Genomic DNA, 18,724 nt, shown 5'->3' on the forward strand with positions numbered 1-18,724 from the left:
TTTAAATAAATTTTTTATCTAATTCATCAACACTCATGGTGATAAATGTTGTTTTATTGGTAGGTGTAACATGGGGTTCTTTACAGGCAAATAGTTTATTTACTATATGCTCCTGCTCATCTTTTTTAAGCGCTTGTCCTGTTTTTATAGCTAAGCTTTTTGCCATAGATTTTGCCAATAAATCAGTAGCACTAAAATTAGTATCTGGTACTTCTTGTTCTACATCACTAATCAATTGTTCTAAAATTATAGAAACTTCACTTTCTGGAATCCCTACAGGGACACCAGTAACCGACACTAAATCGTCTTCTATAGCCGCAAACACAAAACCTGTATGCTCTAAATCTACCTTTAGATGTTTTACAATAGCAATATCTTTGGAAGAAAAATGAAGTTGCAGAGGAAATAATAACTGCTGACTAATGCCTTCTTTTGTGGTCATGGTCTTTAAAAACTCCTCATATAATACACGTTGGTGTGCGCGGTGTTGATCTATAAGCAACATCCCTGATTTAATAGCACTTACTATATACTTATTATGAATCTGATAGGTTGAATGTGATGGCTCTACAAGATTATCCACTTCAAAAACGGAAGCTGTTTGTTCTTCGCTCTCAAAGTGCACTTCACTAAAATCAACAACTGTATCATTACTTTTAGACTCTAAGCCCACGTACAAACTATCCCAGTTATTTGGTGTTGGCTTAAATGCTGTGGTTTGCTTACCAGAAAATTTCTTTTCTTCTTGAAACGGATTAAAATTGCTATCTACTTCAACCTTAGGGATACTCACACTATTATTTTTGTAGCTGTAAGGCGTATCTAGTTCAGGATCTCTATCAAAGTCTAAAACTGGCGCTATATTAAACTGTCCTAAACTATGTTTTACTGCCGAACGCAAAATAGCGTAGAGCGTATGTTCATCATCAAACTTAATTTCTGTTTTAGTAGGATGTATATTTATATCAATAGTTTGTGGATCAACCCATAAATTTAGAAAATAACTAGCATGGGTACCTGGCTTTAATAAGCCTTCAAAAGCCGATGAAATGGCATGATTTAAATAAGCACTTTTTATAAATCTGTTATTTACAAAAAAATACTGTTCACCTCTTGTTTTCTTAGCAAATTCGGGCTTTCCTACAAAACCTGATATTTTTATTACTTCGGTATCTTCTTCAACAGGAACTAACTTTTCATTAGTTTTGGTTCCAAATATATTTACAATACGTTGGCGATAGTTGCTTGCTGGCAAATTAAAACTTTCACTACCATTATTATACATGGCAAATGCAATATTAGGATGCGCAAGTGCCACCCTATGAAACTCATCAATTACATGACGTAATTCAACCGTATCAGACTTTAAGAAATTGCGTCTGGCCGGTATATTAAAAAATAAATTTTTCACAGAAACAGAAGTTCCTGTTGGGGTAACCACAATGTCATGTGATGCTACTTCACTGCCTTCAATGACAATGGCATTTCCAACTTCATCATCAACTTGTTTTGTTTTTAATTCAACATGAGCAATGGCGGCGATACTGGCTAGAGCTTCCCCTCTAAATCCCTTGGTATTTAACTGAAATAAGTCTTCGGCGTTTCTAATTTTTGAAGTCGCATGACGCTCAAAACTCAATCTGGCATCAGTGTGACTCATTCCTTTGCCGTTATCAATAACCTGAACAAGGGTCTTTCCGGCATCTTTTACTATAAGTTTGATAGAATCTGCTCCTGCATCAATGGCATTTTCAAGAAGTTCTTTAACCACAGAAGCTGGACGTTGTACAACTTCTCCTGCAGCAATTTGATTTGCAACGTGATCGGGTAAAAGCTGTATGATGTCTGCCATAAATTATTTAAGAAAAGAAAATAGATAAGTCGAAATCAATAATAAACAAAAATATCAAAACGAGAATTGCTATAATAATTAAAATACGTCTATTTGCTGCTCTATCTGGATTATTTTTAAAATCATCAAGAGCATCAATAAATTTACCTTTTAAACTTTTATTGGCTCCAACGGTTTTCCTATACCCATCAAATTTATGCTTTATTTCAAATGGACTTCCTTCTTTCCCATTGTTATCATAATAGCGTGGCGTATAATTAAATTTCTTGTTTTCGCGTCGTGTTAAAAGGCCCATGATTTCTAAGTTGTTTTTTTGATTACAAGTATTTCTTTTCTAATACATACATACCAATCAATAATAATACCAAAATAATCACTAATACTTTAATAGACATAGCCCCACGCACCTTGACTTTAGAGTCATGAGATCTTCGCCACCTAGATTTAAAATCTTTAGCTTCAGCACCTTCATTTGATTTAGTTTCTAATGAAGGTTCTTTTGAAAACCGTGGCTGATAATTAAACGTTTTATGTTTGCGTTGTTTAAACAAAACCTCGTAATGATTGTTCCTCAAAAGTACTTAAAATTAGAGAGAAATACTGATCTGGTATCCTAAAAAATGTTAACAACACCCCTAACACTGGGGTTAAAAATAACATCTTCAATACTAGAAAGCATGAAACGACAAAGACAAGTTGATTTAGCTATTTCTTCTAAGTTCAGCCATTTTTATTGCAGCAATGGCTGCTTCCGTACCTTTATTACCGTGTTTCCCGCCTGAGCGTTCTAACGCTTGTTTCATGGTATTGTCGGTTAACACACAAAATATTACAGGCACTTCATGCATCACATTCAAGTCTTTTATGCCTTGAGTAACACCTTCGCAGACAAAATCAAAATGCTTTGTTTCTCCTTGAATAACACTACCAATAGCAATAACCGCACTCACCATCTGCTCCTGCATTTTCTTGCACCCGTAAATAAGTTCAAAACTACCAGGCACATCCCATTTTACGATATTGTTTGGAGCCACACCATTATCTATAAGCGCCTCATAAGCACCTCTGTACAACCCTTCTGTAACCGTTTCATTCCATTCAGAAACAACAATCCCAAACCGAAATTTACTTGCGTTTGGGATTGTTGCCTTATCGTATTCTGATAAATTTTTATTTGCAGTAGCCATAAAAAAGCTATTTTTACTTATTTGCTAACACCTGAGCCTTACCTATAAACACTTCAACCTTTCCAGCTTCGGTAGAATTTGAATAATCTTCTTTTATTCTTTTAAAATAAGATAACGCTTTATCTGGCTGACCTAACTCAAGTGCTATAGTTCCTGCTTTAAATAGGTACATTGGGGTTGTATACTCATTATTACGCATTTCAGCAGCTTCCTCATAATACCCTAAAGCATCTTCTGGCTGATTCAATTGTACAAAAGCATCACCTATATTACCTTTTGCTAAAGGTGCTAAAATTTCGTCTTCACTTTTAAAATTGCTCAAATGTTCAACAGCACTCTTATAATCTTTTAATCTTAAATAAGCTGTTCCTGCGTAGTAACTAGCCAAATTTGCTGATGGTGTACCACTGTATTCTTCAATAATATCGAGCATTCCAAACTTACCTTCACCTCCATTTAAAGCCAAATTATACAACGAATCCTTTTGAGCAGTAGCTGCACTTACAGCTTCATCAAAGTATTTTTGTGCTTGAAACATATCATTCATAGCAGTGGCTTGCTTAGGCTGTGCAATAAACTCTTTATACCCCAAAGATCCTAATACAATAACAGCAACGAGACCAATAATAACAAAAATATACTTTTGGTTTTTTGCTACAAAATCCTCTGTTTTTGAAGCGGTTTCATCTAGCGTATTAAATACTTCGGCAGTTGTAGATCCTTCTTCAATATTATGCTCTTTCTCTACTTTAGTTTTTGGTTTATACCCTCTCTTATTATAAGTTGCCATTTATTTTTTCTAAATTATTGTCGCGCAAAAATATAATTTTTCTTCATAACTAAAAGCCTATTTATTTGATATTTTTCAATAATTTGCACTTCTTTTAATCCACAAAGCCGTATAGTCCAGCAAAAGTTACTTTTTGTATGATTTTAAAATCACTTTCTTTACTAAACTACAAAAACTTTGGCAGTAAGTCATTCATTTTCAATAGCAAAATAAATTGTATTGTTGGAAATAACGGCATAGGAAAAACCAATGTACTAGATGCCATTTATCATTTATCATTCGGAAAAAGTTATTTCAATCCGGTAGCGACCCAAAATATTAAGCATGATGAAGATTTTTTTGTCATTAATGGTAATTATGCTAAAGAAGAAAAAACAGAAAAAATAGCCATTAGTTTAAAAAGAGGCCAAAAAAAAGTAATAAAACGCAACGGTAAAGCCTACGATAAGTTTAGTGACCATATAGGTTTTTTACCATTAGTCATTGTATCTCCTGCAGATAGTGATTTAATTGTTGAAGGCAGCAGTACCCGAAGAAAATTTATTGATAGCGTTATTTCTCAAAGTGATAAAGATTATTTAATTCAACTTATTAATTACAACAAGGTACTAACACAACGTAATGCGCTTTTAAAGTATTTTGCTTTAAACCACACCTTTAACAAGGATACCTTAGATGTGTATAACAGTCAACTTGCTGAGTACGGCCATATTATTTTTGAAAAACGTGATGCTTTTTTAAAGACTTTTATTCCTATTTTTAAAAAACGCTACAAAGCGATTAGTAACGGCAACGAATCTGTAAATTTAATTTACACGAGTGATTTATACGAAGCTAATCTTGACACCCTTTTAAAAAACGTGATTAATAAAGATAAAGCCCTACAATATACTAGCGCCGGTATTCATAAGGACGACTTACAGTTCAACATTGAGGAACACCCCATTAAAAAATTTGGAAGTCAGGGGCAACAAAAGTCGTTTTTAATTGCTCTAAAATTAGCACAGTTTGATTTTATTAAAGCCCAAAGTGGTGAAAACCCTATTTTATTGCTTGATGATATTTTTGACAAACTAGACGAACACCGTGTAGCTCAAATTATAAAACTGGTTGATGATGAAAATTTCGGACAATTATTTATAAGTGACACCCATGCTGAGCGTACTGAGCATATAGTAAAGCAGGTACATCAAAGTTATGAGATTTTTAGGCTATAAAAGTTGGTATTGTATTAAATAAAACCATTTTTTTACCAATTTTTGAACGGTTATATTGTTTAGTTTACAGCTTGATAAAGAATTTCCGCTAACTTTGTTTATCGTTTGATACAAGTCATTAAAACAACATATAACATTAACGTATAGCATTAAAGTTGGCAAGCATGTAAGCAACCACATACAAATTGACAATATTATGAGTAAATTTGAACCAATATCCATTCAAATATTTCTAGCAATTTTATTAGTGGTAAACTTTGCACAGGCACAAAATGATTCCATAAAAAACACCTCTACTCTTTTGAGCAAAGTAGAAGTTTTTACACCTACAAAAGTTGCCTTACCTATTATCTATGAATCAACTAAAGGGCACACATTGATAATAGCTCTTCACGGTTATGGAGATACAGCGGAAAATTTTCAGGATTTGAGTAAACCCTTTACTGATGCTGGATTTATTTTTGCAACACCAGAAGCGCCATACGCTATAATGGGACAAAACGGAACCTTAGGATATGAATGGTTCTTATATGATTTTTCATCTTATATAATGTTAGAAAGACCAGCTTCTGAAATAGAAAAATCTGCTATGCGTTTGACAACTGAAAATCAAATGAATCAAGTGATGAACGATTTAAAAAAATCCTACAACATTGACAAAGTTTATTTTTTAGGTTTTTCACAAGGTGGCATAATTACATATTTATCTGGAATCCACCATCACAATAAAGTTGATGGAATGATTATATTCAGTTCGGTTGTTGATGAAGACTGGCTAGGGAGAGATGATATTAAAGAAGGAAAAGAAGTTAGAACTCTCATTATTCAAGGCAAGTCAGACAAAGCTGTTCCTATTAATTTTGCCGAAAATGGTAGAGACCTCTTGATAAAAAATGGCTATGATGTTACCTTCAAAAAATTTGACGGTGGACATACAGTACCAAATAATCTTTTAGGATTTGTTGTGAATTGGATAAACAAAGAATGAAACTATAAAAAATACGATTTACCAACAAAGTGTAAAAATAATTGCTTGGTTCTCGCCTATACAGGAAATCATACAGAATTTCTTCTGGTTCGTTCCATTTCTAGTAAGTTGGTTGCTTGCGCATGCAACTATCCTTTCTCATAAACGATAAACGAACCTCATAAAAAAATAAAAACCGTTCGATTAAAAACAGAAGTTAGTAAAAAAGGCCGCGTTAGGGATAGCAGTGATTAGCTTTTAGCGAGGCGCGCATCGAGCCAAAACTAGTAACGAATAGCCCGACCCTTGTGGTAACGCCCACTTAAATTTTATACTTTTACGTTTTTAATCACAATTTGAAATGGCCAAAAGACACAATGAACATATGAGCATCAGTGATGCTTTAAAAGAATTTATTGAAACCAATAAGCTTGAAAAAGGTCTGGACAAAGTGAACATTGCCAAAGCCTGGGAAAACTTAATGGGTAATGGTGTAAACAATTACACTACTTCCATAAAATTAGAGCGCGACACCCTTTATGTACAGTTAAGCTCTAGTGTTTTACGTGAAGAATTAAGCTATGGCAAACAAAAAATAATTAACATGCTAAATGAAGAGGTTGGCAAAGAAATAATTAAAAAACTGGTTTTAAGATAATTGACCTGAAAATTTAATTTTAAATTAATCTTCAAAAAAACAGATTGTATTGTTAATTACCTTACCTTTGGCGTTTTAATTATAATACAAATTACAATGAGTAAAGGTACCGTAAAATTCTTTAACGATTCAAAAGGTTTTGGATTCATTATTGAAGAGGACAACAACAAAGAACATTTCGTACACATTTCAGGATTAATCGATGAAATTCGTGAAGGCGATAATGTTGAATTCGATCTACAAGAAGGTAGAAAAGGATTAAACGCCGTAAACGTAAAAGTAGTCTAAACATATACTTTAACAATTACAACAAAGGCCTATCATTTTTTGATAGGCTTTTTTTGTACCCAATAAAAATAAACAAGCCCAATGCGATACGTCACAATGGGCTTGTTCAAAAGTATTAAATCTATATTTTAAAACTGTTCTCTTCCTGCAAAATGAAACGCGCCTTCAATAGCAGCATTCTCATCGCTGTCACTACCGTGAACAGCATTTTCACCGATAGAATCAGCATACATTTTTCTTATAGTACCTTCAGCGGCATCAGCAGGGTTTGTAGCTCCAATTAAGGTTCTAAAATCCTCAACTGCATTTTCTTTTTCTAAGATAGCCGCTACAATTGGTCCGCGTGTCATATATTCAACCAATTCTGGGAAAAACGGACGTTCTTTATGAATTGCGTAAAAAGTTTCCGCATCAGCAGTTGTCATTTGAGTCAATTTCATTGCTACAATCCTAAACCCAGAAGCTGAAATTTTTTCTAAAATTGCGCCTATGTGTCCTTTTTCAACAGCATCTGGCTTAAGCATGGTAAATGTTCTATTTGTCGCCATTTAAATAATTTTATGTATTCTAATTTTATTTTTATTAATCCGTTTTACAAACAATGTTCTGTATAAAACTGATATTTAGCTTTATGTGCTTTCGCGTGCAAATGTAAAGTATTTATTATTAATCGCAATTAATCTAAATTTAAAAAAATTGTATCTTCGCCATCTATGAAAAAACAAGACATTTCGAGCATTAAAAAGCTATTATCCACGCCGAAGAACATTGTAATTGTTGCGCATAAAAACCCTGATGGAGATGCTATTGGCTCTACACTAGGCTTGCAGCACTATCTCTTGAAAAAACAGCACCAAGTACAAATCATTGTTCCTAATGACTATCCTTCATTCTTAAAATGGGTTCCTGGAAACCAACGTATTTTAGTGTATGATTATCAAACAAAATCCTGCAACACCTTAATACAAGAAGCTGACATTATATTTACCTTAGATTTTAATGCCTTTCATAGAGCTGGTAACATGGAACATGCTTTACAACAAAGCACTGCTTTAAAGATAATGATTGACCATCATCAGGCGCCAGATGATTATGCTGCATATACCTATAGTGATGTCTCTATGAGTTCTACCTGCGAAATGGTTTATCATTTTATAAATCTGCTTGGTGATGATAATTTAGTAGATGTAGATATTGCAACGTGTTTATACTTAGGAATTATGACAGATACAGGCTCTTTTCGTTTCCCTTGTACCACAAGCACCACGCATCAGGTTGTGGCACACCTTATTGAACGAGGTGCTAACAATGCATTTATACACAATAGCGTTTATGATACCAATAGCTATGAAAGACTGCAGTTATTAGGTTGCGCGCTGTCTAATTTAAAAGTGATTCCCGAAGCAAGAACAGCCTACATCACCCTATCCCAAGAAGAATTAAATAGATTTAACTACAAAAAAGGTGATACAGAAGGCATGGTTAATTACGGCCTTTCGTTAGAAGGTATTGTGCTTGCTGCTATTTTTATAGAAGACCAACAGGAAGGCATCATTAAAATTTCATTACGATCAAAGGGTGATTTTTCTGTAAATGACATGTCTAGAATGCACTTTAACGGTGGTGGACATACAAATGCAGCTGGCGGCAGAAGTGAATTACCTCTTAAAGAGACTGTTGAAAAATTTATTAGTATATTGCCTAGTTATAACAAAGCCCTGATTAATGAATAAATTACTATTACTCGTCTTTGTTTTACTAGCGGTTAGCTGTAAAACACCCGAAGCAAGAAGACCTGTTTCTGTAAAAACAGGCTCCTTCATTGATGAATCTGTTAAGCGAAACAGACAACTCAATGCTAAAGAACAGACGGCCATTGAAAACCTATTGAAAAAAGAAAAAAAAGAATACATTGCTTCTGAAAATGGCTTTTTGTATTACTACAACAATAAAATAGAGTCTGACACCTTACAAACACCTCAATTTGGTGATATTGTGAATTATGATTATGATGTAAAATCATTGAATGGCACAGTCATTTACTCTAAAGATGAGTTGCGCATGCAAACCTACACCATTGATAAAGAAGAACTCTTTTCTGGCCTTAGAGAAGGTTTAAAACTCATGAAAACAGGAGAAACAGTTACTTTTTTATTCCCTTCTCAAAAAGCGTATGGCTATTACGGAGACGAAAATAAAATAGGCAGAAACACACCTCTAGTTTGTGAGGTCACTTTACATTCCATCACCCAAAACACCACAAAATAACAATGAACCTACTTAACAGTATCTTTAAGACTAGTCTCGTTTTCTTATTGATATTTTTGTCATCCTGTAAGGCGCAATACCCCGAATTAGAAGACGGCTTATATGCTGAGTTTATTACCAATAAAGGCACTATGGTTGCTAAACTAGAACAGAATAAAACCCCTATAACAGTGGCTAATTTTGTTTCGCTTGCCGAAGGTACAAACACGCTAGTAAAAAAAGAATACAAAAATAAAAAGTATTATAATGGCACCATTTTTCATCGGGTTATTGATGAGTTTATGATTCAAGGGGGAGACCCTACTGGTACAGGAAAGGGTAATCCTGGTTACAAATTTAAGGATGAAATTCACCCTAGCTTAAAACATGATAAGCCTGGCATTTTATCTATGGCTAACTCGGGCCCCAACTCAAATGGCAGCCAGTTTTTCATTACCGAAGTACCTAAACCACATTTAGATAACAGCTATAGTATTTTTGGAGAATTGGTTATTGGCCAAGATGTTCAAGACTCTATTTCAAATGTAAAAACAGATGATAGAGATAAACCTATTGATGACGTTGTTTTGGTAGAGCTTAATATCATTAGAAAAGGAAAAGCGGCAAAGAACTTTAACGCCAATAGTATTTTTGTTGCACATTTTGCAGAAGAAGAACGCCTTGAAAAAGAACAAGCCGCTAAGGCGCAAGCCATTATCACAGCCTCCAAAACCAAATTTGACAAGCAGAAGGCACAGGCCAGCTCATTAGAATCTGGACTTCAATATTACATTTCAAAAAAGGGTAATGGCGAAAAATTACCGCCTGATGCTACCGTACTGGTGCACTATGCCGTTTATTTTGACAACGGAAAACTATTAGAAACAAGTAAACTGGAAATAGCAGAAGTACTTGATGCAGTAAACGAAAAGAGAAAAGCAGCTAACAGATACCAACCAATAACAGCAGATATTGGCCCCAACGCAGGTATGATTCCTGGATTTAAAGAAGGGCTTCAACAGCTACATGTAGGAGACCAAGCCACTTTATTTATTCCGTATCATTTAGCCTACGGCGAGTCTGGAACACGGGGTATTCCCGGAAAAACAAATATTATTTTTGAAGTAGACATTTTAAAACTCATAAAGTAACACAAAATACTCATGACGACGCACCTTTTAAAATTTGATTGGAACCCCATAACAGGTATTGACTTGTTGGGTTTTTTTAAACTCCACTTCTATAGCTTAATGTGGGTTATTGCCTTTATTTTAGGGTGGTATATAATGAAACGTATTTTTACTAAAGAAAAGATTTCATTAGAATATCTTGATCCCTTATTTATATACACCGTTTTAGCCACCATGTTAGGCGCCAGATTGGGGCATGTTTTATTTTATCAATCTGAATTAATTACCGAAGATTTTTTCAGCATCTTTTTGCCCTTTAAATTTAAAGGAGGTTTTGAATTCACAGGATTTCAAGGTTTAGCCAGTCATGGTGCCGCCATAGGTATAATAATTGGGATGTATCTATACCGACGAAAATACCATTACAAATCTATTTTGTGGATATTAGATCGTGTTGTGATTCCTGTTGCTTCTGGTGCTATTTTCATAAGAATAGGCAATTTTATTAACTCTGAAATTATAGGTAAGCCATCGGGTGATTTTCCTTTAGGTGTTCGGTTTATTCAAGACCATTATTACAAAAGAGAGATCATGCAGCTTACGGGCATCAATGATGTGCAACAAGCTTACAATGCAGTAACAGAGAATCCGCAATTTCAAAATTTATTGGAAGTGGTTCCTTACCGCCACCCATCGCAACTTTATGAGTCTTTGTGTTATGTGTTTGTATTTTTAATTTTGTTGTATTTCTACACCAAAACAAACAAAAAAGATCAACCTGGTTTTTTATTTGGTTTATTCTTGGTGTTATTATGGACCATCCGGTTTTTTATTGAATTCACCAAAGAAGCCCAAAACGCAGAACGTGCTGACTGGGTTTTAAACACAGGACAGTGGTTAAGCATACCATTTATTCTACTTGGGCTTTATTTTATGTTTATGTACAAACCCAAATCGGTATCCAATAAATGATTAATCGTTTGGTGTTTAGTATGCTTTTGTTTGTTTCATTTGCAATGATAAGTTGTAAAGAGCAAAACAAACCTATACCACAAACTAAGGTATCTTTTAAAAAAGAAGGCGATCTTACCATTTATAAATCTGACAAAACGCAAGTTCATTTGGATATTGAAATAGCAGACACTGATTTTGATATACAAACAGGACTCATGTACCGAGATGGCATGAAAAAAAATCAAGGCATGCTATTTGTTTTTAACGATGAAAGTGAACGATTCTTTTATATGAAAAACACAAAGTTTCCTTTAGATTTAATCTATATCAATGCTGACAAACATATAGTGAGTTTTCAAAAAAATGCAAAACCTTTTGATGAATCTTCTTTACCTTCAAATGTACCAGCCCAATATGTACTTGAAATGAACGCTGGGTTAATAGACATTTGGAACCTTAAAGTTGGAGATTCTATAAGCTTCAAAAAGAACAACTAAAACACCCTGCTCGTTCAATAAACATTATGCTGGATAGGTTTTAGTTTAACGTAAGTTGAACATAACGTTTTGGATCTATTTCTGATTTTTTGAAATTTAAATGACTATGTCTGCTCGAAGTGACATCATTCATATTTAATGACATTAATGCCATAAATTTTAGATTCTCTTATCAAACTTGCGTTAGTTTATAGTAACTTTTTCCTTTTTTTCAGGAATACAATAGGCCTCACCATTTTCTTCTCTTGGCTTTACTTTTACTGTATATTCGCCTGTTGTGGCATACTCATGTGTTGCTGTATTTCCTGTAATAACTTCAACAGCGCCATCTCCAAAATCCCAAGTTATATTATTACCCATGGCATAATCCCCAGAATATGTTACGGTAAACATAACTAGTTTACTGTTAGTGGCATCAACTTCATGGCTAACATCAAAATTTAAACCAGAAAACAAACAATCAATCGTGTTCTTTGCATCATCTTTACTACATGATTCTATTAAGAATACTGTAAGCATCAATAAAACTAATTTCGCTTTTCTCATACTTTTTTCATTAAATATAAAAAATTAAAATCAACATTTTAAACACGTTTCGTGTTTATTTAAATCTTTCAAACCATGCAAAAGCATCTTAACATAAAAATAATCTCCCTCTTGATCAATTTTTACAGTTTTTTCTTATTTTCAATGTCTATATCAAAAATTAAATAACGTACATTTATCTTGCTATCAATACTTTATTAATCACTTCCGTTATGAAAAAACACATATTACTCCTTGCTCTGCTTTTATCCTATTTTGTTAGCCCTTCCCAAAACGATAAAAAAATGGATTCCACAGCCATTTTTATCCTTGACAGAATGAGTACCATTATTGGAGATTTAACTTCAGTAACTTTTGACCTGAATACCTCAATAGACAATTATGACGATTCTAAAAACATTGTAAAACACTATTTAAAAAGTACTGTTTCTTTTTCGGGGCCAGATAAACTTTTAACAAAAACGGAAGGAACAAAGGGAAAGTATGGTTTTTGGTATGATGGTGAATATCTAACCTATTACAACGTTGATGAAAACAACTACGTTACCCTTGAAGCACCCGATACAACCATTGAAATGATTGATGAAATGCACAAAAATTTCGACTTCAAATTTCCAGCAGCAGATTTCTTCTACCCCAGTTTTACTGACGATTTAATGGATATGTTTGATGAAATAAAATTTCTTGGTACTGTAAATCTATCAGACGAAATATGTTATCACATCATGGCTATTAATAAAGACATGACCGTTCAGTTTTGGATTTCAAACAAAACTTATTTATTGCCAAAACGCTTTGTCATTATGTATAAAAACGAAGAAAATATGCAATATGAAGCTTCGTTTGAAAATTGGTCTTTAAACCCCAATATACCCGATGCTGTTTTTAGTTTTATGGCACCTCCAACAGCCCAGTTAATCAGCATTTTAAAGCAATCTTAATTAAACACGATGTAATCTTTATCAGCATGAATTCACATAACAACCACATAAAAAATATAATAGGTCTCATTTTAGTTTGTATTTGCATAGCATTTCCCTCTGAACTAATGGCTCAGCGTATGAGGCCTTCTGGAGGAGCTAGAGGCGGCGGTTCTATTACAAGGCCAACACAAATGCCCAACAGAAGTAACAGACCTACTGCCAGACCTTCAACAACCAATAGAATGCCTAATAGGTCAATTAATGGCGGAGCTACTCATAATAAGAGTAGAGATTTTTCAAACAACAAGAATATTCCAAATAAAAGTACTAGGCCATCAACAATAAACAAACCCAATACTGGTCAATCAAAATTACCAGACAGAAGAACTTCAAAAGTAAAAGACAGAAGCACCAATAAAGCAGGTAACAAAATAGGCAACAACAATAGAATTGGTAATAAAAATGTAAACGTTAATATTGATAGAAGTAGAAACGTTAATATTAGAAACACAAGAGTTAGAGGAAGTTCAAGAGCCTATGTAAGGCCACCATACAGATATGGTGGTTATAGGTATTATTGTCACCTCCCCTACTTTTACTTTCCTTACAGACCATTTTATTGGGGTCCCTATTACCACCCATGGGGGTATTTTGTAACCAGTTTAGCCACTACCGCTATCATAGTAAACATTGTAAATGACAATGATAAATCTAACAATGAAGAGTATCATTATGAAAATGGCACCTATTATTTAAAAACAGAAAATGGGTTTGAAGCTGTACAGGCACCTGTTGGAGCACAAGTTCCTGACATCCCTAAAGATGCCGAAAAGGTTGAAGTTAACAACACTACCAATTACTACTACGGTGGCGCTTTTTATGAGCAGAATAAAGAGGGCTATATTGTGGTTCCTGCTACAGCGGGCACCATTGTTCCTGGACTTCCTGAAGGAGGCGAAGAAGTAAAAATAGGAGAAGTTACTTATGTTCAATTTGGAGAAACCTACTACCAACCTATTCAGGTAGATGGTAAAAATATGTATGAAATAGTCGATGTAAAAAAGGAATAAGTTTAGTACGTTACCATTCAAATCAAAACTCATGGTATCAAGAAATGTTTACCCTTTTTTCAAGTCCTTTTGAAAGTCATGAGGAAAAAGTCAAAACTAATTTTAGGAATCATACTTGCACTAATTATACTGGTGCTGATTGCCTTACCTTATGTGATAAAGAATTATGCTATCAACCATAGCAAAACGTTATTAGGACGCCAAATTGATATTGGCAAATTAAGATACAATTACTTTTCAAGCACATTACAGATTTATGATTTTAAAATGCTTGAACAAAATGAATCAGATGAATTTACCTCCTTTGATACACTCATTGTTAATCTAGAGCCCTTCAAACTGCTTTCAAACAACAAAGTAATTGAGCAATTTTATGTAAAGGGTCTCATGGTAAATATAATCATGAAAGATTCTACCTTTAATTTTGATGATCTTATTTCCTTTCACAGCATGCCAGAAGACACCTTGAATGCATCAAAGGAATCCTTTAAATACGCCATTTCAAATATTGAACTGAAAGATGTCGATTTTATTTTTAACGATCATAACGTAAAAAATGAGCTCTATATAAAAGACTTCTCGTTTAACATACCGCACATAAGCTGGAATCAGGAAGAAAAAAGCAATGCCGATTTTAAATTTAACTTTGACCGCGGCGGCTATTTTGAATCTACTTTAAATATTAACCCTATTACAGGTGATTTTGATGGTTCTTTTACCGTACATCAACTTTATCTTGATAATTTTTTAAATTACGTAAAACCCTATGCTCATGTTAACACGTTTGATGGTGTTGTTGATTCAAAAATTAATGTGCACGGAAACACCAAAAACGCCATAAATTCTATACTTTCTGGCACCATTAATGTCTCAGACTTTAAAATGACAGATTTTAATAATAAAGAATTTCTAGCCGCAAATTCCATAAAATCGAACATTGACAAAATTGATTATGCCAATCAGGAATATGTTTTGAACCGCATTGATATTAGCCACCTGTACACCTATTTTCAATTAGATTCTATTTCAAATAACTTTTTTAAAATTTTTAAAATTGACAAAGTGGTTGAAGCTGAAAATCCTGCAGATACAAGCAACACAGAAAATCTTTTATACACTATTAAAAACCTTTCTGTAAACAATAGTGTTTTAGATTACACCGATAATTTAACAGGAGCCCCTTTTAAATATCACTTGAGCAACATAGACATAGATTCAAAAGACATAAAAAGTACTGCAAACTGGTTAGATATTAATGCTACCATGCTATTAAATAATCGCGGTAACCTAAAGGCAAAATTGGGAATAAATCCACAAAATTATCTCAACTCCACACTCAACATCTCTATTGAAAAATTTCTACTACCCGATCTTAACTTATATACTAACTATTATATGGGGCATAGTATACTGCAAGGCGACATGTATTACTACTCACAGTCTAAGATTGTAGACGGAACTATTACGAGTGAAAATAAAATGCTTGTAAAAAATGCGTCTTTAGAAAACGTAAAAGGAGGCTTGTATGACTTACCCTTGAAGTTTGCTTTCTATCTATTAACAGATAAACATGGCGATGTTAACTTAGAAATACCTGTAAGAGGCAACTTAAATGACCCTAATTATAACATGCGAAAGATAATTTGGCAAACATTTAAAAATGTTATAGGTAAAACCGTTGCTGCACCCGTAAATTTCTTAGTTAATTTAGTTGGTGGTGACCCTAAAGAACTAGAAGAAATTGAGTTAACCTATACAGACACTATTCCATCAAATAAAAATTTCAGGCAACTAGACAAGCTCATTGCATTGGAGAACAAAAAACCTGAACTTCAAATAAGTTTAACCTATTATGTTGATAAGGCATTACAAAAACAAGCACTTGGTCAAAATCTAGCTGAAGCAACATATAGACTAAAAACGGGTGATGTGGATATAAAAGATGAAAAAAAATTTGAAGCCTTTATTTTTAAAGAAATTGACACAGACAGCTTACCATTAGATAAGGCCATTATACAATTCAGCACCCAAAAGAACTTAGACAGCTTTGCTGAAGTTAGAGACAACCTTATCATTAAAACAACTCAAGATTATTTAAAAGAACAATCATTTTCATCAAAAATCACTATAAAAAAGTCAACTATTGACGACCCAGAAAACACAGGGGCTTACCCAAAATTTCTGATTACTTATGGCATGAAAGGCGAAACCAATACGAAAGACCACTGACTTTCAATCACATATAACACAGCCTTAAATAAAACGCTTAACAATAAAATAATATAATGCTTTGTAATGGTATAAGAAAAATACTACCTTAGAAACATAGTTATAGTTATTAATCACTTAATCACATTGAAATGAAAAGAATCAGATTACTCGGAGCAATCATGGTATGTTGTTGTATGACATTCTCTGCCATGGCTCAAAAAAAACCCAATATTTTGGTCTTATGGGGGGATGATATTGGTCAATCAAACATCAGCGCCTATACCATGGGCATTACTGGTTACAAAACGCCTAATATTGATAGAATAGCCAAAGAAGGCGCTATATTTACCGATTACTATGCCGAACAAAGTTGTACTGCAGGCCGGTCATCTTTTATTTTAGGACAGAGTGTTTTTCGTACGGGCTTAAGTAAAGTAGGGATGCCTGGTGCCGAAGAAGGTATTAGCACAGAAGACCCAACCATTGCAGAGTTACTTCAACCGCTAGGCTATATTAGCGGACAGTTTGGAAAAAACCATCTGGGAGATCGTGATGAACACCTTCCAACCAATCATGGCTTTGATGAGTTTTATGGTAATCTTTATCATTTAAATGCAGAAGAAGAGCCTGAGCAAGCAGATTATCCAGACCCTAAAAAATATCCTAACTTTAGAAAAAGGTTTGGTCCAAGAGGTGTCATTCATTCTACAGCTGATGGCAAAGTGGAAGACACAGGACCTTTAACTAAAAAACGTATGGAAACTATTGATGACGAATCATCAAAAGCGGCTATGGATTGGATTAGGAAACAACACAAAGCTGGAAAACCATGGTTTTGCTGGTGGAATGGCACCCGTATGCATTTTAGAACACATGTAAAACCCGAACATAGAGGTATCTCTGGCCAAAATGAATATGGCGATGGTATGGTAGAACACGACATGCATATTGGCTTGTTCCTAGATTTATTAGACGAATTAGGCATTGCAGACAATACCATTGTCATGTATTCAACAGATAATGGTCCACACAAAAACACTTGGCCTGATGCTGGAATTAATCCGTTTAGAGGTGAAAAAAACACCAACTGGGAAGGTGGTTGGCGCGTACCTGCTATGGTGAAATGGCCTGGACAAATTCCTGAAGGTATGATTTCAAACGAAATTTTTTCAGGCATGGATTGGATGCCTACATTCTTAGCTGCCGCTGGAGACAATAAGATTAAAGACAAACTACTTAAAGGCTATAAAGCCAATGGTAAAACATTTAAAGTGCATCTAGACGGTTACAATATGCTACCTTATTTAACTGGTAAAGAAAAAGAAGGTAGACGTCATGAAATCTTCTATTTCTCAGATGATGGTGATTTAACCGCTTTACGTTACAATGATTGGAAATTAATCTTTATGGAACAAAGATCGCCAGGAACACTACAAGTTTGGGCTGAACCTTTTATTAAATTAAGATTACCTATGATATATAATTTAAGAAGAGACCCTTATGAGTTTTCTTCAATAACATCTAACACCTATTACGATTGGTTAATAAATCATGCCTTTATGCTTGTTCCTGCTCAAGCTTATGTTGCTAAATTCTTCGGTACTTTTAAAGATTACCCTCCAAGAATGAAAGCTGCAAGTTTTAGTTTAGACAAAGTTATGGAGAAATTATCAACACCTGGAAACAATTAACATAATTTAATAAAGGAGGCATGATGCCTCCTTTATTCTTAAAAAATACAATATGAAAAAAGTAATATTATTTACCATAGTTGCATTATGCGCTACGGCTTCCTCTTTAGTAGCCCAAACATTACCTTCAATAAAATCTTCTGAGTTAACTGAAACAGTTAAAAGTACCGATGTAAGTTCTAAACAAGAAGAGCAGATTAAACAAGCCTTAATGAAAGATGAAGAACTTCAAGAAAAAACGATAAACCATTTAAAATCTAATCCAGAAACTAAAGATGCTTTCATGAATTTGACAACAAAAAATTCTGGTGGACTTCAAGGTCTTATGTCATCTGTTTTAGGAGATAAATCATTAACACAAGCGGCTATTGATTACGTAAGTAAGAATCCTGACCTCTTGCAAAAAGCGTTGAAACTCGTTGGTCTGTAAAAGGTCTTCAAATGTAATTATCAAAAAGCACAAGCAAATTCCTTGTGCTTTTTTTAATATTCATAA

Annotated in this window: 21 protein-coding genes; 14 read left to right on the forward strand and 7 right to left on the reverse strand. The window is 34.0% G+C overall.

The features are described 5' to 3' along the window. Position 1 precedes the first annotated feature (1 nt). The 5 genes from mutL to FGF67_RS03790 form a co-directional block, all read right to left on the reverse strand. A complete protein-coding gene (mutL, locus tag FGF67_RS03770; RefSeq protein ID WP_139695133.1) occupies positions 2-1,852 on the reverse strand; it encodes a DNA mismatch repair endonuclease MutL in 1,851 nt (616 codons plus the stop codon). Positions 1,853-1,859: 7 nt separating this feature from the next. Beyond that, a complete protein-coding gene (locus FGF67_RS03775; protein WP_139695134.1) occupies positions 1,860-2,147 on the reverse strand; it encodes a riboflavin synthase subunit beta in 288 nt (95 codons plus the stop codon). A 22-nt stretch (positions 2,148-2,169) separates the two neighbouring features. Beyond that, entirely contained in the window at positions 2,170-2,427 is a 258-nt protein-coding gene (locus FGF67_RS03780) for a hypothetical protein (protein ID WP_139695135.1), read from the reverse strand. 126 nt (positions 2,428-2,553) lie between these two features. Next, positions 2,554-3,039, reverse strand: a complete 486-nt coding sequence (gene ribH / locus FGF67_RS03785; protein WP_139695136.1) for a 6,7-dimethyl-8-ribityllumazine synthase — start codon at positions 3,037-3,039, stop codon at positions 2,554-2,556. Positions 3,040-3,052: 13 nt separating this feature from the next. Then, positions 3,053-3,829: a tetratricopeptide repeat protein gene (locus tag FGF67_RS03790; RefSeq protein WP_139695137.1), complete on the reverse strand. Its 777-nt coding sequence runs from the start codon at positions 3,827-3,829 to the stop codon at positions 3,053-3,055. Positions 3,830-3,966: 137 nt separating this feature from the next. Here FGF67_RS03790 and recF point away from each other — a divergent pair, with 137 nt between their 5' ends. From recF to FGF67_RS03810, 4 genes are all read left to right on the forward strand, one after another. After that, complete coding sequence (recF, locus tag FGF67_RS03795; RefSeq protein WP_139695138.1) at positions 3,967-5,046, forward strand: DNA replication/repair protein RecF; 1,080 nt, start codon at positions 3,967-3,969, stop codon at positions 5,044-5,046. Positions 5,047-5,242: 196 nt separating this feature from the next. Next, positions 5,243-6,034 carry an alpha/beta hydrolase gene (locus FGF67_RS03800; protein WP_139695139.1) on the forward strand — a complete coding sequence of 264 codons (792 nt, stop codon included), beginning with the start codon at positions 5,243-5,245 and terminating at the stop codon, positions 6,032-6,034. Between the two features lie 340 nt (positions 6,035-6,374). Further along, the gene (locus FGF67_RS03805) at positions 6,375-6,671 is read left to right on the forward strand and encodes a DUF721 domain-containing protein (protein WP_139695140.1); all 297 of its coding nucleotides are present in this window, start codon (positions 6,375-6,377) and stop codon (positions 6,669-6,671) included. 96 nt (positions 6,672-6,767) lie between these two features. Beyond that, complete coding sequence (locus tag FGF67_RS03810; RefSeq protein ID WP_139695141.1) at positions 6,768-6,959, forward strand: cold-shock protein; 192 nt, start codon at positions 6,768-6,770, stop codon at positions 6,957-6,959. Positions 6,960-7,087: 128 nt separating this feature from the next. On the opposite strand, the gene FGF67_RS03815 is transcribed toward FGF67_RS03810, so the two are convergent. Next, positions 7,088-7,507, reverse strand: coding sequence for a nucleoside-diphosphate kinase (locus tag FGF67_RS03815; protein WP_139695142.1), 420 nt, complete (start codon positions 7,505-7,507; stop codon positions 7,088-7,090). A 165-nt stretch (positions 7,508-7,672) separates the two neighbouring features. On the opposite strand from FGF67_RS03815, the gene FGF67_RS03820 reads away from it, so the two are divergent. The 5 genes from FGF67_RS03820 to FGF67_RS03840 are packed head-to-tail and all read left to right on the forward strand — an operon-like array spanning position 7,673 to position 11,787. Beyond that, complete coding sequence (locus FGF67_RS03820) at positions 7,673-8,692, forward strand: DHH family phosphoesterase (RefSeq protein WP_139695143.1); 1,020 nt, start codon at positions 7,673-7,675, stop codon at positions 8,690-8,692. Further along, positions 8,685-9,227: a gliding motility-associated peptidyl-prolyl isomerase GldI gene (gene gldI / locus FGF67_RS03825; RefSeq protein ID WP_139695144.1), complete on the forward strand. Its 543-nt coding sequence runs from the start codon at positions 8,685-8,687 to the stop codon at positions 9,225-9,227. The genes FGF67_RS03820 and gldI overlap by 8 nt, the downstream gene beginning before the upstream one ends. A 2-nt stretch (positions 9,228-9,229) precedes the next feature. Continuing rightward, positions 9,230-10,357: a peptidylprolyl isomerase gene (locus FGF67_RS03830; protein ID WP_139695145.1), complete on the forward strand. Its 1,128-nt coding sequence runs from the start codon at positions 9,230-9,232 to the stop codon at positions 10,355-10,357. Positions 10,358-10,369: 12 nt separating this feature from the next. Then, positions 10,370-11,308, forward strand: coding sequence for a prolipoprotein diacylglyceryl transferase (gene lgt, locus FGF67_RS03835; protein WP_139695146.1), 939 nt, complete (start codon positions 10,370-10,372; stop codon positions 11,306-11,308). Further along, entirely contained in the window at positions 11,305-11,787 is a 483-nt protein-coding gene (locus tag FGF67_RS03840; RefSeq protein WP_139695147.1) for a DUF192 domain-containing protein, read from the forward strand. The genes lgt and FGF67_RS03840 overlap by 4 nt, the downstream gene beginning before the upstream one ends. Positions 11,788-11,970: 183 nt before the next feature. Here FGF67_RS03840 and FGF67_RS03845 read toward each other — a convergent pair whose 3' ends face one another. Continuing rightward, positions 11,971-12,333 carry a PKD domain-containing protein gene (locus tag FGF67_RS03845; protein ID WP_139695148.1) on the reverse strand — a complete coding sequence of 121 codons (363 nt, stop codon included), beginning with the start codon at positions 12,331-12,333 and terminating at the stop codon, positions 11,971-11,973. 212 nt (positions 12,334-12,545) lie between these two features. Between FGF67_RS03845 and FGF67_RS03850 the strand changes: the two genes are divergently transcribed. From FGF67_RS03850 to FGF67_RS03870, 5 genes are all read left to right on the forward strand, one after another. After that, positions 12,546-13,274 (forward strand): DUF2092 domain-containing protein, encoded by a 729-nt coding sequence (locus tag FGF67_RS03850; RefSeq protein WP_139695149.1) that lies wholly within the window; start codon positions 12,546-12,548, stop codon positions 13,272-13,274. Positions 13,275-13,381: 107 nt separating this feature from the next. Beyond that, positions 13,382-14,326, forward strand: a complete 945-nt coding sequence (locus tag FGF67_RS03855; RefSeq protein ID WP_233243998.1) for a DUF6515 family protein — start codon at positions 13,382-13,384, stop codon at positions 14,324-14,326. Between the two features lie 78 nt (positions 14,327-14,404). Further along, on the forward strand, positions 14,405-16,555 hold the full coding sequence (locus tag FGF67_RS03860; RefSeq protein WP_139695151.1) for a DUF748 domain-containing protein: 2,151 nt from the start codon (positions 14,405-14,407) through the stop codon (positions 16,553-16,555). Between the two features lie 131 nt (positions 16,556-16,686). Then, on the forward strand, positions 16,687-18,228 hold the full coding sequence (locus tag FGF67_RS03865) for an arylsulfatase (protein WP_139695152.1): 1,542 nt from the start codon (positions 16,687-16,689) through the stop codon (positions 18,226-18,228). A 52-nt stretch (positions 18,229-18,280) separates the two neighbouring features. Beyond that, entirely contained in the window at positions 18,281-18,658 is a 378-nt protein-coding gene (locus tag FGF67_RS03870; RefSeq protein WP_139695153.1) for a hypothetical protein, read from the forward strand. The last annotated feature ends 66 nt before the right edge of the window (positions 18,659-18,724 follow it).

It is taken from the genome of Allotamlana fucoidanivorans, from assembly GCF_006265225.1.
Taxonomy (GTDB): Bacteria; Bacteroidota; Bacteroidia; order Flavobacteriales; family Flavobacteriaceae; genus Allotamlana; species Allotamlana fucoidanivorans.

Bases quoted from the DNA above. Each gene is read 5' to 3' on its own strand.
- FGF67_RS03865 (WP_139695152.1), top strand. From the start codon at position 16,687: ATGAAAAGAATCAGATTACTCGGAGCAATCATGGTATGTTGTTGTATG.
- mutL (WP_139695133.1), bottom strand. From the start codon at position 1,852: ATGGCAGACATCATACAGCTTTTACCCGATCACGTTGCAAATCAAATT.
- FGF67_RS03860 (WP_139695151.1), top strand. From the start codon at position 14,405: ATGAGGAAAAAGTCAAAACTAATTTTAGGAATCATACTTGCACTAATT.
- ribH (WP_139695136.1), bottom strand. From the start codon at position 3,039: ATGGCTACTGCAAATAAAAATTTATCAGAATACGATAAGGCAACAATC.
- FGF67_RS03870 (WP_139695153.1), top strand. From the start codon at position 18,281: ATGAAAAAAGTAATATTATTTACCATAGTTGCATTATGCGCTACGGCT.
- recF (WP_139695138.1), top strand. From the start codon at position 3,967: ATGATTTTAAAATCACTTTCTTTACTAAACTACAAAAACTTTGGCAGT.
- FGF67_RS03830 (WP_139695145.1), top strand. From the start codon at position 9,230: ATGAACCTACTTAACAGTATCTTTAAGACTAGTCTCGTTTTCTTATTG.
- FGF67_RS03815 (WP_139695142.1), bottom strand. From the start codon at position 7,507: ATGGCGACAAATAGAACATTTACCATGCTTAAGCCAGATGCTGTTGAA.
- gldI (WP_139695144.1), top strand. From the start codon at position 8,685: ATGAATAAATTACTATTACTCGTCTTTGTTTTACTAGCGGTTAGCTGT.
- FGF67_RS03845 (WP_139695148.1), bottom strand. From the start codon at position 12,333: ATGAGAAAAGCGAAATTAGTTTTATTGATGCTTACAGTATTCTTAATA.
- FGF67_RS03850 (WP_139695149.1), top strand. From the start codon at position 12,546: ATGAAAAAACACATATTACTCCTTGCTCTGCTTTTATCCTATTTTGTT.
- FGF67_RS03820 (WP_139695143.1), top strand. From the start codon at position 7,673: ATGAAAAAACAAGACATTTCGAGCATTAAAAAGCTATTATCCACGCCG.
- FGF67_RS03790 (WP_139695137.1), bottom strand. From the start codon at position 3,829: ATGGCAACTTATAATAAGAGAGGGTATAAACCAAAAACTAAAGTAGAG.
- FGF67_RS03810 (WP_139695141.1), top strand. From the start codon at position 6,768: ATGAGTAAAGGTACCGTAAAATTCTTTAACGATTCAAAAGGTTTTGGA.
- FGF67_RS03855 (WP_233243998.1), top strand. From the start codon at position 13,382: ATGGCTCAGCGTATGAGGCCTTCTGGAGGAGCTAGAGGCGGCGGTTCT.
- FGF67_RS03800 (WP_139695139.1), top strand. From the start codon at position 5,243: ATGAGTAAATTTGAACCAATATCCATTCAAATATTTCTAGCAATTTTA.
- lgt (WP_139695146.1), top strand. From the start codon at position 10,370: ATGACGACGCACCTTTTAAAATTTGATTGGAACCCCATAACAGGTATT.
- FGF67_RS03805 (WP_139695140.1), top strand. From the start codon at position 6,375: ATGGCCAAAAGACACAATGAACATATGAGCATCAGTGATGCTTTAAAA.
- FGF67_RS03775 (WP_139695134.1), bottom strand. From the start codon at position 2,147: ATGGGCCTTTTAACACGACGCGAAAACAAGAAATTTAATTATACGCCA.
- FGF67_RS03840 (WP_139695147.1), top strand. From the start codon at position 11,305: ATGATTAATCGTTTGGTGTTTAGTATGCTTTTGTTTGTTTCATTTGCA.